This is a genomic window from Arthrobacter alpinus (assembly GCF_001294625.1).
Lineage (GTDB): Bacteria > Actinomycetota > Actinomycetes > Actinomycetales > Micrococcaceae > Specibacter > Specibacter alpinus_A.
Genome location: NZ_CP012677.1, coordinates 1388975 through 1402000, shown reverse-complemented (window position 1 = coordinate 1402000; position 13026 = coordinate 1388975). Strand labels below are relative to the sequence as shown.

Annotated in this window: 13 protein-coding genes; 10 read left to right on the top strand and 3 right to left on the bottom strand. The window is 61.1% G+C overall.

Features of this window, described 5'->3' with window-relative positions:
- Positions 1-38 precede the first annotated feature (38 nt).
- Complete coding sequence (locus AOC05_RS06210; protein WP_062006486.1) at positions 39-503, bottom strand: GatB/YqeY domain-containing protein; 465 nt, start codon at positions 501-503, stop codon at positions 39-41.
- 87 nt (positions 504-590) lie between these two features.
- On the bottom strand, positions 591-857 hold the full coding sequence (locus AOC05_RS06205) for a hypothetical protein (RefSeq protein ID WP_062006485.1): 267 nt from the start codon (positions 855-857) through the stop codon (positions 591-593).
- 340 nt (positions 858-1197) lie between these two features.
- Here AOC05_RS06205 and AOC05_RS06200 point away from each other — a divergent pair, with 340 nt between their 5' ends.
- The 10 genes from AOC05_RS06200 to crcB all read left to right on the top strand — a co-directional run bounded on the left by AOC05_RS06200 (position 1198) and on the right by crcB (position 11519).
- Positions 1198-2364, top strand: a complete 1167-nt coding sequence (locus AOC05_RS06200) for an ROK family protein (RefSeq protein WP_062006484.1) — start codon at positions 1198-1200, stop codon at positions 2362-2364.
- 119 nt (positions 2365-2483) lie between these two features.
- The gene (locus tag AOC05_RS06195; protein ID WP_230085605.1) at positions 2484-3377 is read left to right on the top strand and encodes an ABC transporter permease; all 894 of its coding nucleotides are present in this window, start codon (positions 2484-2486) and stop codon (positions 3375-3377) included.
- 8 nt (positions 3378-3385) lie between these two features.
- Positions 3386-4183: an ABC transporter ATP-binding protein gene (locus AOC05_RS06190; protein WP_062006483.1), complete on the top strand. Its 798-nt coding sequence runs from the start codon at positions 3386-3388 to the stop codon at positions 4181-4183.
- An 82-nt stretch (positions 4184-4265) separates the two neighbouring features.
- Entirely contained in the window at positions 4266-5291 is a 1026-nt protein-coding gene (locus tag AOC05_RS06185) for an aliphatic sulfonate ABC transporter substrate-binding protein (protein WP_062006482.1), read from the top strand.
- 6 nt (positions 5292-5297) lie between these two features.
- The gene (locus AOC05_RS06180; RefSeq protein WP_062006481.1) at positions 5298-6815 is read left to right on the top strand and encodes a sulfatase-like hydrolase/transferase; all 1518 of its coding nucleotides are present in this window, start codon (positions 5298-5300) and stop codon (positions 6813-6815) included.
- Positions 6816-7102: 287 nt separating this feature from the next.
- Positions 7103-7846, top strand: coding sequence for an SDR family NAD(P)-dependent oxidoreductase (locus tag AOC05_RS06175; protein ID WP_062006480.1), 744 nt, complete (start codon positions 7103-7105; stop codon positions 7844-7846).
- 346 nt (positions 7847-8192) lie between these two features.
- Positions 8193-9557, top strand: coding sequence for an MDR family MFS transporter (locus AOC05_RS06170; RefSeq protein WP_231687188.1), 1365 nt, complete (start codon positions 8193-8195; stop codon positions 9555-9557).
- A 635-nt stretch (positions 9558-10192) separates the two neighbouring features.
- Complete coding sequence (locus AOC05_RS06165) at positions 10193-10708, top strand: universal stress protein (RefSeq protein ID WP_062006479.1); 516 nt, start codon at positions 10193-10195, stop codon at positions 10706-10708.
- Positions 10708-11145, top strand: a complete 438-nt coding sequence (locus AOC05_RS06160) for a fluoride efflux transporter FluC (RefSeq protein WP_062006478.1) — start codon at positions 10708-10710, stop codon at positions 11143-11145. Before AOC05_RS06165 ends, AOC05_RS06160 begins: the two co-directional genes overlap by 1 nt.
- Complete coding sequence (gene crcB, locus AOC05_RS06155) at positions 11142-11519, top strand: fluoride efflux transporter CrcB (RefSeq protein ID WP_062006477.1); 378 nt, start codon at positions 11142-11144, stop codon at positions 11517-11519. Before AOC05_RS06160 ends, crcB begins: the two co-directional genes overlap by 4 nt.
- A 701-nt stretch (positions 11520-12220) precedes the next feature.
- Here crcB and AOC05_RS06145 read toward each other — a convergent pair.
- Entirely contained in the window at positions 12221-12985 is a 765-nt protein-coding gene (locus AOC05_RS06145) for a C1 family peptidase (protein WP_062009435.1), read from the bottom strand.
- Positions 12986-13026 lie beyond the last annotated feature (41 nt).

Below are 13026 nucleotides of genomic sequence, written 5' to 3'. Positions count from 1 at the left end.
GTCTCGCGTCGCCGCGGCGTCTAACCCCGCTTTGGCAACTAGGCTAGGCGCTTGCGGACCATTTCTGAGATGGCCTTGCCGTCAAAGCGGCCCGCAATCTGCGCCGTGATCGGCTTCATGGCCAGGCCCATTTGGCGCATCGACAGCTTACCTTCGGTATTTTCAAGCTCGGTGATGGCCGCATCGACGATCGCCTCGGCTTCAGCGGCGCTCAGGGGCTGTGGCAAGTAGGCCTCGATAACCTCCGCCTCACTGACTTCTGCGGCCGCACGGTCGTGCTCCCCCGCCTCGGTGTAGATCACGGCCGTGTCGCGGCGCTTGGCTGCTTCCTTCTGCAAGATGGTGGTGACCTGCGCGTCGTCGAACTCGACGGGGGTCTTACCGCCCTTTTCTTTGGTCTCAATCTCACCCAGGACGTTGCGCACTGTTGTCAGCGCCAACTTGTTGCCGGCCTTCATGTGCGCAATGACGTCGGACTTCAATTGCTGCTTCAACGTGGACATGGCGTTCCTTTGATAGGTGTTTCGGGTGGACTGGGCACAACTCTTAGGCAATTATCCCCTGACAGGCGTGCCCGAGGGGATGCGGTGCTATGCGGACATGCCCGGACGAACGGCAATGGTGCTGACGGCATTCTTGCGGAGGTTTCGCTTGGCCGGGATGCGCTCAAAGCCCTTGGCATCCATGTTGTTGCCCAACCTGAAGGCTGCCAGGGCGTCGTCGTAAATTTCATTCAAGCGCCGGCCAGAGAAAATTTCCTGTGTGCCGTCGTTGAATGTGACTGAAATGCTCATCGAGCGCGGGTAGTGCTGGATCATTCGGATGAAGCCGTCGGTGTCCTGCTGAAGATTGATCATGATATTTTCTTTCCCTTGTCATTGTTAACCTCCAGTCTTCCCTACTCCGGGCGGTGTTAGTCACCGTAAGGGTTGGCCACACCCCCGCCGTGGCCATGCCGGGCTGGTTCAGCGGCACACGTTGAAACACTCAACGAAGAAGAACCCTCTGAAGGCCAGTCCCGTAAGGGAAATCGGCGCCGGTTTGGTGCAAGCCTGCGCCGAGCTCTGGATGCCGACACGGTTCCTAACGGCCATTAAAGACAATAGTCTTTACACAATTGCTTATGATGGCTTCAAAGTAGATGACCGCCGCCAACACGGATGGCGAGCATCCGGCTGGCTATAGAAAGTGGGAGACGTGCTTACACCTGACGACAGCGCCTTGCAGGCGGTGCGGCGCAGACATGAACTGCGTGTTCTGGAAACGCTGGTAACCCACGGGAGCCGCACCCGGCGGGAGTTGGAAACAGACACCAAGCTCTCCCGCACCACGTTGTCGGCCATCGTCGGCGACCTGCGCCACCGCGGGGTTTTGACCGAAACCGATCAGGTGCCCATCTCAGACGGGCGCAATGGACGCCCCACCAAAAGGCTCTCCCTCAACCCTGAGGCGGGGGCCGCCGTCGGCATTGAACTGGGGCGGCGGCGTATCAGCATCTCTGTCATGGGTTTTGACGGCTCCATTGTGAACCATGAACACCGCGACGTCAGCAGCCCGTCAAGCCTTGAGTCGAAAGTGCAGTACGCCGCCGACATGCTCCGCGATCTTGTCAGCAACGGCAGCATCAAGCCCGAAACAGTCATTGGCACCGGTGTCGGCATAGCCAGCCGCCATGCCGACCCGACCTCGCTCTCGGACGGCGTCGCCCAACAACTTGACCCCCAGGGGGCAACACTGGCACCCCTGCGAGCCGTTCTACCCGCCCCGCTGCTGTGGGACAACAACATTCGACTGTCCGCCATGACGTACGGTAACGACGACGACAACCTCTTGTATGTGGTCCTGTCAGCTGGTGTCAGCGCCGCCATGGTCACAGGTGGCGGGCTCTTGCGCGGGGGCAATGGAATCGCCGGGGAACTGGGCCACATCAGTGTCGACTTCGCCGGACCCCCGTGCTGGTGTGGCCGGCACGGCTGCCTTGAAAGCTACATCAACGTATCGAACGTGCTGGTTGAGGCGGCCCATCGCGGGCAGGCCTTTGATTCGATCCATGCCCTCTCTGCGGCCGCAGCGTCCGGCCACGGCATCGCCCGCAACGTGGTGGACTGGGCCGGGGTGCTGCTGGCCCGTGCAGTGGTCAGCGCCTGTGTGCTGCTGGATCCAAGCAAGGTGGTGATTGCCGGTGAGCTCTCGCAATTTGGCGAACCGCTCCTAACACCTGTCCGCAAAGCCCTGGCTGGACAGCATCTGGACCTTGGGCCGCGTTCCATCAGCATCAGCACGGCACCGTATGCGCCCACGGCAGGCAGTGACGGCGCGGCGAGAACGGCCCTGAAACACTGGGCCCTTGCCAGCGTCAGCTGAAGGAGTGCCGGCTCCCCATCAGCAGTGCCAGAAGTCAAGCATCTCGCAACAAATGAAGTGTAAAGTCTATTTAAGTAAAGAGTGTTGACACTGAGTGATGTGTGTCATAGCTTTGAGTCATGGCAGCACAAAATAGCGCGAATCCGGCGTCCACCACGCAAGTCCTCCACGGCAGCGCCACACCCAACATGGCACCTTCTGGACAAACACCAACACCCACACCCACTAAGAAGCCCAACCAAAAGAAGCCTGGCGCCAGCAAGCTCAGCCGAAAGGCAATGCTGGCCATCAACTTCGGTTCAGTCGCAGCAGGCCTGCTCGCCTGGGCATTGTTTTCAGCCACAGGCCTTGTGGGCCTTCCCGGCCCCGGCGAGGTGGTTCTCCGTGCCGGCGAGCTCATGGCAGACGGAACACTGGGCGAAGATACAGTCGCTTCACTGTCCCGTGTCCTGAGCGGTTTCCTCCTCGGCTCCCTGTTGGCGATCCCCGTCGGCTTCATCATGGGATGGTACGGCGTTGGCCGGGCCATCATTGAGCCATACGTGCAGTTCTTCCGCACCATTCCCCCACTGGCACTGCTCCCGCTGGTTATGGTGACGATGGGCATCGGGGAAACACCGAAGATCTTCGTCATCTTCTTGGCCGCGTTCCTCTCGTGCGTGATCTCCACCTACCAGGGCGTGGTCAGCGTGGACAAGACGCTCATCAACGCGGCCCGTGTGCTTGGCGCCAATAGCTTCGTCATCTTCCGGCGGGTTGTGGTCCCGGCCTCCTCACCTTTCATCTTGGTGGGCATGCGCATCGGCCTCGGCGCCGGCTGGGCCACCGTGGTTGCCGCGGAACTCCTCGCAGCCCCCAACGGGCTGGGCATGCGTATGCAACAAGCCCAGCAGTTTTATGACATGCCCACCATCTTCGTCAACGTCATCGCCATTGGAATTCTGGGGTTGGTCATGGACCGTCTGCTCCTCATGGTCGAGGCCCACCTGACCCGCTGGCAAGAACGCCGATAGGAACCACCATGACTACGTCAACACAAAATGCCATGATCCGTTTTGAAAACCTCCGCCAGGAGTTCACCCTCACAGGCACCACCTTTACCGCGCTCGACGGCGTGAGCCTTGATATTGCCGACGGAGAGTTCGTCACAGTGGTGGGACCCTCCGGCTGCGGCAAGTCAACCATGCTCAATGCCGCGGCCGGCCTGCTCGATCCCACCGGCGGGCGTGTCATGGTTGATGATCGCGAGGTGGACGGCCCCAGCCCCCGAACCGGGGTCATCTTCCAGCAGTATGCACTGTTCCCGTGGCTGACTGTGCGCAAGAACGTCGAGTTCGGGCTGGAGTTGAAGAAGATTCCCGCCAAAGAACGGCGCAAGATCGTTGACCACTACCTGGAACTCGTGGGGCTGACGCGCTTCGCCGAGGCGTTGCCCAAGGAACTCTCCGGTGGTATGAAGCAGCGTTGCGCCATTGCCCGCGCCTACGCGGTCAACCCCGAAATCCTGCTCATGGACGAGCCGTTCGGGGCGCTCGACGCCCTCACCCGGGTGCATATGCAAGAGCAACTGCTAGAAACCTGGACCAAGGAACGGCGCACCGTCATGTTCGTTACCCACGACGTCGACGAGTCGGTGTTCTTGGCGTCCCGGGTGATCGTCATGGCAGCCCGCCCGGGCCGCATCTACAAGGAGATCAAGATCGATCTGCCTTACCCGCGTACGGAGGAAATGCGGCTCTCCGACGGGTTCGCCCGTCTTCGCGCCCAGGTGTGGGAAGCCGTCTATCACCAGCCCGGTGTTGCCGAAGCCCACCAATAACACCGTTCCGCACCCGTTTTTCACTCTCACCACCCACGCTCACCTTGCCCAACGACGGGCAAGAATTTCTTCAGGAGAACTCATGTCAACAAATCTTTCACGTCGAAACGTCCTTCAGCTCTCCATGGGAGCAGCCGCCATCTCCTTGTTGGCAGCCTGCGGCGCCAAAACCGAGGACAGCGCCGCCAATGCACCTGCGGCAAAGAATCCTGTCGAAATCAAGGTTGGCTACATTGCCGACTACAACGGAGCGGCCCTGATGGCCGTTGCCGACCAGGAAGGCTACTGGGCCAAGGCCGGCCTGTCTCCAAAGTACCTGCCGTTCACCAACGGCCCGCTCGCCATCCAGGCCCTGGGCACCGACAACATTGACGTCGCCTATATTGGCTCCGGCGCCCTGTGGCTGCCAGCCTCCGGCAAGGCTGAGATCTGGGCCGTCAACTCGGTCTCCAACGCCGACCGTATCATTGCCCAGCCGGGCATCAAGTCCCTGGCGGATCTGAAGGGCAAAAAGATCGCCATCCCCACGGGCACATCAGGGGATCAGCTGTTCTCCCTGGCCCTGAAGAAAGACGGTCTCACGCGCGCTGACTTTGAGGTCTTGGCCATGGAACCGCCCGCAATCGTCGCCGCGTTTGCATCCAAGCAGATCGACGGCGCAGCCCTCTGGTACCCGCTGATCGACAGTGCAAAGAAGGGTTCCCCGGACCTGGTGGAGCTGTACTCCAACGAGGACTTCATCGACGAACTGACATTCCCCTCCACCTTTGTGGCAGGCCCCGGCCGGGCGGCCAAGGACAAGGAGCTGGCTACCAGCTTCATCTCAGTGATCAAAAGCTCCAACGACTACCGCCACGCAAACCAGGACAGTACCATCGCCCTCACGGCCAAGTTTCTCAAGCTCAAGGAGGAAGACATGAAGGCCCAGGCCGGCGTCGCCAAGATTTTCACGACCAAGGAACTCGAGGAACTCGCCTCCAAGGGCACCGTCTACACCTGGCTCAACGCCCTGCAGGAGCAGTTCAAGGCAGCCGAGAAGATCAAGGAAGTGGTGGATCCCAAGACGTTCTTCAACTCCGAGCTGTACGTCAGCACGTCGAAGGCATAGGCCTCAATGTCAGCTGCAACACCAACAGCCAAACGCCAAAATATGCTGTTTCTCATGACGGACCAGCAACGCATCGACACCCTGGGCTGCTACGGCAACACCTCACAACACACACCCAACCTTGACAGGCTGGCTGCGCGCGGGACCACCTTTGACCGGGCCTACACCCCCACCGCCATCTGCACCCCTGCGCGTGCCAGCCTGCTCACCGGACTGCAACCGTTTGAACATGGACTGCTGGCCAATTACGAATGGAATTCCGGTCACCGTGAGGAATTACCTGATGGGCTGCCGACATTCTCGGCCGCCCTCATCGAACAGGGCTACCGGCTGGGGCACGTGGGCAAGTGGCATGTGGGCAAGGACCGCGGGCCCGAATACTACGGCTTCGAGGGCATCCACCTGCCGGGAGCGTTGAACGTCTTTGACGACCCTGGTTATGAGGGTTGGCTCAAGGCCAACAACTTCCCGGACTTCCACATCTCCAGTCCCGTCTATACGACGCGGGCCGACGGCAGCCAGGGCCACCTGATCGCGGGAGTGACGGACCAGCCCACGGAGGCGACCTTCGAGGCGTTTCTGGCGGACCAAACCATCGCGAAGCTGCGGGAATTTGCGGCCGGGGCGTTGCAGGAGCAGGACGGTACCCCGTTCTTCCTCTCCTGCCATATCTTTGGCCCACACCTGCCGTACTTGATCCCCCAACAGTGGTACGACATGGTGGACCCGTCCACCGTGGAATTACCCGGCTCGTTCGCCGAGACGTTCCATGGCAAGCCCATGGTGCAGCAGGCCTACGCGGAATACTGGTCGACGGACTGCTTTACGGTGGATGAGTGGAAGAAACTTACGGCCGTGTACTGGGGCTATGTTTCCATGATCGACCATGAAATTGGACGCATCCTGGCAGTCGTGGACGAGCTGGGCCTGGAGGATTCAACAGCCATCATGTTCACCGCAGACCACGGAGAATTCACGGGCGCACACCGGCTCAACGACAAGGGTCCGGCCATGTATGAGGACATTTACCGCATACCGGCCATCCTGGCGCTGCCCGGCGAAGTGGAGCGCCGCGAGGACCGCTTCATCAGCCTGCTGGACTTCACAGCCACTTTTCACGAGATTGCCGGCGCCGACGCGTCGGGGGTCCACGGCAGGAGCCTGCTTCCGCTGGCCCACGGTGACCATGTTGAGGGCTGGCGGGAAGACATCGTGTGCGAGTTTCACGGCCACCACTTCCCCTATGCCCAGCGCATGATCCGCAACAAACACGTGAAGTACATTGCCAACCCGGAGGGCATCGACGAGTTCTACGACATGGTCACCGACCCCGACGAGCTGATCAATGTCATCGACGTGCCGTTCTATCGCGAGCAGGTCAGCACCATGCGCCGCGCCATGTACCGCCAGCTCGTGGAACGCGGTGACAAATTTGCCCAGTGGCTGGCTTTCGCCGGAGACATCCCGGCGGATGAGCGCGTTCGCCCAGTGACCGCCGTCGAACGTTTCATCACCCAGGAGTAAATCCGCCCAAGCCGGCGCGAGAACTCACGTCCCTTCCGAAAACGTGCCACGTGTGGACCCGAATCCTCAATTTCGGGCCCACACGTGGCATCTGGTGGCTAATATGTCTGGTGGTTAATATGGGGGTCCCGCAAGCAAAGACAATCGGAGCAAATTCGAACTCCGGGCAATCCCTCTGCCGGGGACGGCGCGGCTTCCAGCCGGTACACAGGATCTTGTGATTGTGTTTATGGGCTGTCCGCAGCAAGGGATCGACCGATTCCACGAACGGAAACCAAGGAGTCAGCATGCAGCTCGAGAATAAGGTAGTCATCGTCACCGGTGGTGCTTCAGGAATTGGGGGTGCGATCTCCAGGGTGTTGGTGGCCCGCGGCGCCAAGGTTGTAGCGGTTGATGTCAACGCAGAGGCCGGGGGATCGCTTCAACAAGATCTTGGGGAGAACGTCCAGTTCATTTTGGGCGATGTCAGCGAGAAAGCGGTTGCAGCGTCCGCGGTTGAACTTGCCAAGACAACCTTTGGCGGGTTGGACGGTTTGGTCAACAACGCCCATGCCTCGCGACAGGCAATGTTCAACGAGTTGACCGAGGAACAGTGGGATCTGTCCTTTAATACAGGTTTCCGGGCCACCCGCCAGTTCATGGCGGCTGCCTACCCGCTGCTGGCCGTCAACGGCGGTTCGGTTGTGAACTTCGGTTCGGGCTCAGCCATCGTTGGGCAGCAGACCCAGGCTGCCTATGCTTCGGCCAAGGAAGCAATCCGCGGGCTGTCCCGTGTCACAGCCAACGAATGGGCCAAGGACAACATCCGTGTCAACGTTGTCTCACCCATGGCACTCACCGCAGGTGTGAAGGCATGGAGCGAGGCGTTCCCCGAGATGTACCAGGATTCCCTCGCCAAGGTGCCCCTGGGCCGTTTCGGGGATCCAGAAGCAGATGTCGCACCTATCGTCGCATTCCTGCTTTCTGATGATTCACGCTATATGACCGGCCAAACCCTCATGGCGGACGGTGGAGCCAACAAGCTCTACTGAGCCTTCCCACCAGTCAAACGAGCAACCCTGATGTTAGAGGTGGTGAGGGGAGGAACGACCCGGTGTAGGTTTCGAAGACTGCACCGGGTCGTTCTAGGGCGGGAATCCCGCGGCGGCTGGAATACATCATGCCGTTCCATTGCTGGCATCACTGGACTGCCCCGCAGAGCTCTTGACCTGATCAAGCCCTGCGAGCAGGCAGCCCTAAATTTTTGCACTCAAAGATCAGGATCCCACCAAGACAAGCACCGCCGTCGAATCCCCCGACAGGCTTTCCGCCCGTGACCGCACCACGATAGCCGTGCTGCTGGTTTCGGCATTTGTGGTGATCTTAAACGAAACCATCATGAATGTGGCTCTGCCCAGGCTGATGCACGAGTTCAACGTTTCCGCCTCCGCCATCCAATGGTTGGCTACAGCATTCATGCTCACTATGGCGGTAGTCATCCCCGCCACCGGCTATCTACTAACCCGGTTGCCCCTCCGGCGGGTCTTCATCCTGGCCATGGGCTTGTTCTCCGCAGGGACCCTACTGGCCGGGCTGGCGCCGGGATTTGAGATCCTACTGGCCGCTAGGGTGGTCCAAGCCTCCGGAACAGCCATCATGATGCCGTTGCTGATGACGACCATTTTGGATCTGGTGCCCGCGCACCGCCGCGGCGCCGTGATGGGCAACGTGTCCATCGTGATCTCGGTGGCACCGGCCATTGGCCCCACCCTTTCAGGGGTGATCTTGCATTCACTGTCCTGGCGCTTCATGTTCCTGTTTGTCCTGCCCGTCGCAATAGCCGCCCTGATCGTTGGCTCACGTGTTCTGCCCACGGGTTCCAAGCGGGCCAGTTCGCGGCTGTCAATCCCGTCGGTGCTGCTGTCCGTCCCCGCATTCGGTGGCTTGGTCTACGGCCTGAGCGGGATCGGCTCCCCCGACGCCCAGACCCATCAGATCGCCCTGGCGGCATTGGCGCTCTCCTTCGTCTCGGTGCTTGGCTTCGTGCTCCTGCAACTGCGGCTGCAGCGCAGCAATGGCGCACTTCTAGACATGCGCCCATTTGTTCACCGCCAGTTCACCCTCGCATTGGCCCTGATGGTCATGGCGATGGTGGCTTTGTTCGGCGTGATCATCCTGCTGCCCATGTACCTGCAAAACGTCCGCGGCCTTGACACGCTCACCACCGGCTTGCTGATGCTCCCTGGTGGCTTGGTCATGGTTTTGCTGGCACCTTGGGTGGGGAAGCTCTTTGACAAGGTGGGCCCACGCCCGGTGCTGATCCCAGGTGGCCTGCTGCTCTCCGCGATCTTGTTCGCCTACACTCAGCTGGATGAAAACACACTCCTGGTGGCAATCGTCGGTTTGCACGTCCTGATGTCGATCGCGCTGGCGTTCATTTTCACCCCCGCATTTACGGCCGGGCTGAACCCAATGCCTCATTCGATGCAAGCCCACGGAGCTGCCCTGCTCTCCACACTCCAGCAGTTGGGTGGTGCGGCAGGTACTGCACTGTTGGTGGGCGTCATGTCCGCCGGAACGCTGGCGGCGGCAGCCGCCAGGAAGAGCGCTATCGCAGCCCAGGCCAGTGGCTTCAGCAACGGTTTCTTGGTTGCTGCGATCGTCTCCCTGGGGATCGTAGCCATCGCCGCCTTCATGACGCACGACACCACCGCGGCCAAGGACGAGCAGGTGCCCGAGCCGGCAACCCAGAGCGTCCACTAACCCCGCAAAAAGGTACCTGACCACCCCCGTTCCCGGGCATGTGTAGATTGTCGTTGTGAGCTCATGGCTGGATGTTGCTGACGGGTATTTCAACGCAGATACGATCCCTGGAGGTTTCCATAACGCTAATTCGCACCGCTGCCGGTGTCACCGTGGTGGACACCCGCAGCAGCCGAGGCGCAGGAGATCGTTTCCGGCGTCGCGCCTGAAGCGGAACCAACAAGATTCCAGCACGGATCCTGACCGGGATTGGGACACTGCGGTCTTGGCGCCACCCACCATCTCGGTGTCCCGGAGGACCAGCATCGCTGCGGCAGGGCGGCGCATCGATGCTGATGCCTCTGCAACCCGGACGTGCCGACACGGACCTGGCAGTTTTCCTTCCAGATACACGGGTGCGGATCCTGGGGGACATTACGCAGGAATCTGGTCCTCCCATGTTTGGCTCCGGCTGCTTCCTCTTGGGCTGTCCGGCCGTCCTGGCCGTGGCCAGTGGAAACGGAGTTTGCTATGGCCGACTCCAACACTCCGCTCGGCACTCAATCACGGGTACACGCAACTGTCTAAGCTCTGCGGCACGCCGCACAAAACCGTGGCTTCTTGTTGCGGACCTGCCGTGGCGATAGGCTCCACCTATGAGCAATATATCGAATCCGGCGCGTCCTGTGATCGTTGGGGTGGCACCGGGACAGCCACCCCAGGTGGTGGAACAAGCCGCCCATTTCGCCTCGCGCTTCGACGCCGAACTGGTATGCGTGTTCGTCGACCAGGCGCGCGTCCCTATCACCGAAGGCGCCGACGGCTCGGTGGTCTCGGAGCCGATCGATCCGGATTATTCCGATCCGTCCGAGGACGTCTTTGACAGCGCCTTGGCTGCAAGTTTGGAACAGCTGTTGAAAGAAACCGGTCTCCAGTGGCGGACACTGGTCTTGGCTGGCGAGGTGTCCGTAGCCCTGGGGAGGGTTGCCGAACGTCTTGACGCGGCCATGATTGTGGTCGGTACGCACCGGCGATCCGCGGGCGGCGGCCTCCAGGAGTTCTTCAATCGCTCGGTCGCAACCCATCTTGCGCACAGGCAGACACGGCCCGTCGTGGTCATCCCGGCACACGCACCGGTCCCGGAATTCTCCCACCCCTGGCGAGAAGGCTGATGGCCGGCACGGACACGCCCAACTACCTGAAGTGGCGGCTGTGGGTGCTGGTAGGTATTGGCGGAACCGTCGGTGCTGCTGCGCGGGAAGCGTTGACCTTGCTGACGCCGGAAGTGGACCAGGTGCCCGTCACGATTGCCTTGGTGAATATTGCCGGGGCCTTCCTTCTCGGTTTCCTCTATGAAGCCCTGACCCGGCCCGGAACCTCAGCCGGGCGAGTCAGCCGGCTGAGGTTGCTGCTCGGAACTGGTTTTTGCGGAGGGTTCACGACCTACAGTTCCCTAGCCGCTTTCACGGCGGTGCTCGTCATGTCCGGGCGCCCTGGCATCGCGGTGGCTTATATATTCGGGACAGTCGTCCTGGGTGCCTGCGCCACGTGGCTTGGCATCTTGGCCGGTTCACGGACCGCCACGGCCTTCCCGGAAGGCCAACGATGACGCCGTGGATCTTTCTGGGCGTTGCCGTCGCCGGAGGGGTTGGTGCCGCCGTACGATACATGGTTGACGGTTCGATCCGCAGCAAATCCGCCGCCGGCTACCCCTGGCCCACAACCCTCATCAACATCTCCGGCTCTCTTGTGCTGGGCTTCCTGACCGGCCTGGCCATGGAGGCTCTTCCCGCGAACAACGTGGCAATCGTGCTGGGCACCGGATTCCTGGGTGGTTACACCACCTTCAGCACAGCCAGTTATGAAACAGTCCAGCTTATGCGGGACCGTCGCTATGCGGCTGCATTGGGTAGTGGCTTAGGACTGGCCGTTGCGGCTGTTGCAGCGGCCGGTATGGGGCTGTGGCTGGGCCTGTCGCTCTAAAATGGTGGTTCAGGAATCGGACAGCGCTTTGCCAATGGCAAGCCACCCAGAGCCTGTCCATTGCGGGAACGTTGGCCGGACGAGTTGGGGAGCTAGCCAAGCTGCAGTTGGCAGCCTTTCCCATTTGGTTTCCCACCACTCGTGAAATTGAGTGTGAGGAATCCAGCGTTCTTGGGAGGATCTGTCCCACTTCTGTGCCAGTTCCGAGGACCTGCCCGGGCTGGCTGGCTGGCTGGGAATCGTACGTCCCCACTATTGCTGGAAGCTACTGTGAGATCACCAGGGGGAGATCACCAGGGGCGATCACCAGGGGCGAAATAATCCTCGTCATGGGAACAGGATGGGCGAGGGTGATCACTGCGACAACGAGGATGTTCTCCTCAACCGTATAGACGATGCAGTAGTCCCCTAGGCGAGCTCTGAGGCCGGGACGGGCGTTGGCGTGCTTTGGCACCTGGTGGCCGTGGATTCTCCGAGGAGCGCGATCGCTCCACGAAGGGGTTCGCACTCCTGATGGTCAATTCGTTTCAACGCGCGAACTGCGGCAGGGCACAACTCGACGTGGTAGCTCATACCCCCTGAAGGAACGGTCTGCAGGAGGATTTGCCGATCAAGAACGTGCACTGTTCGTGCGCACTCTGTCCATCGTCAGCGCAGACGCCGCCGGACGGCCACCGCCATCCGGCAGGCAGTACAGGCAGTTATGACGTTGACTTGACCGTCCAAAAGTCGCTGGCCAATGAGGAACTGAGCAGGTAGGGATATGGCATGGTGGCGTACCCGCCCTGGCCCCAGCCGGTGCCCCAGGAATTGCGGATCGTGAAGCGCGAACTGGCATCGTCATAGCCAACCGCCACCACACAGTGCCCGCCCAGCACACCCTCTCCGGCGGCCGGCATGGGCACCACACCCGTGCTGGCAACCTGGGCGCTTTCAAAGCTGTCATACACGGTGAAACCAAAAACGACGGGGTATCCCGAGGCGAGGCATCCCTTCATCTGGGTCAGCGTCTGGCCCACGCGCGAGTACGTGATGGCGCGGTGGGCCTTGGCTGCCGCGTAGCAGGCGGCAGCCGGCTTGTTCGCGAACTTGGTGATGTCGTACGGCCACAGGGTTTCATCACAGACACCGGTCGTCGCCACAGTCTTGATGCCATCGCGGATCTGGGCACCGGCGTCGGAGGCCACGGTGCCCTCTATGACCCGCTCGTTGTAGTAGATGAACAAACGCGACGGCGTGGAGGTGTCGGGGAGCTTCTCCTTGAGCGCGTCGAACTGCACCACACCGGCCACACCGTTGCCGGTGCAGGAGCCCAGCTGCCCCTGGTCATAGACAGGCGGGCATGCAGGGGTGAGGTCGACGGCGGGCGGCAGGTTCGCCTGCACGGCCATGGGTGCCGCAAAATGAAAGTCACGCTGGTCAGGAAGGTCCGGGACCCAACCGTAACGGGAGTTGGTTCTAGCCATGGTGATGTTGCCTCCTTGCATCACGCCGTGGTCCGAAAAGT

What these genes read in the sequence shown, in the direction of transcription:
- AOC05_RS06210 (WP_062006486.1), bottom strand. Translation starts at nt 503, where the DNA reads ATGTCCACGTTGAAGCAGCAATTGAAGTCCGACGTCATTGCGCACATG.
- AOC05_RS06205 (WP_062006485.1), bottom strand. Translation starts at nt 857, where the DNA reads ATGATCAATCTTCAGCAGGACACCGACGGCTTCATCCGAATGATCCAG.
- AOC05_RS06195 (WP_230085605.1), top strand. Translation starts at nt 2,484, where the DNA reads ATGGCAGCACAAAATAGCGCGAATCCGGCGTCCACCACGCAAGTCCTC.
- AOC05_RS06190 (WP_062006483.1), top strand. Translation starts at nt 3,386, where the DNA reads ATGACTACGTCAACACAAAATGCCATGATCCGTTTTGAAAACCTCCGC.
- AOC05_RS06185 (WP_062006482.1), top strand. Translation starts at nt 4,266, where the DNA reads ATGTCAACAAATCTTTCACGTCGAAACGTCCTTCAGCTCTCCATGGGA.
- AOC05_RS06180 (WP_062006481.1), top strand. Translation starts at nt 5,298, where the DNA reads ATGTCAGCTGCAACACCAACAGCCAAACGCCAAAATATGCTGTTTCTC.
- AOC05_RS06175 (WP_062006480.1), top strand. Translation starts at nt 7,103, where the DNA reads ATGCAGCTCGAGAATAAGGTAGTCATCGTCACCGGTGGTGCTTCAGGA.
- AOC05_RS06170 (WP_231687188.1), top strand. Translation starts at nt 8,193, where the DNA reads ATGAATGTGGCTCTGCCCAGGCTGATGCACGAGTTCAACGTTTCCGCC.
- AOC05_RS06165 (WP_062006479.1), top strand. Translation starts at nt 10,193, where the DNA reads ATGAGCAATATATCGAATCCGGCGCGTCCTGTGATCGTTGGGGTGGCA.
- AOC05_RS06160 (WP_062006478.1), top strand. Translation starts at nt 10,708, where the DNA reads ATGGCCGGCACGGACACGCCCAACTACCTGAAGTGGCGGCTGTGGGTG.
- crcB (WP_062006477.1), top strand. Translation starts at nt 11,142, where the DNA reads ATGACGCCGTGGATCTTTCTGGGCGTTGCCGTCGCCGGAGGGGTTGGT.
- AOC05_RS06145 (WP_062009435.1), bottom strand. Translation starts at nt 12,985, where the DNA reads ATGGCTAGAACCAACTCCCGTTACGGTTGGGTCCCGGACCTTCCTGAC.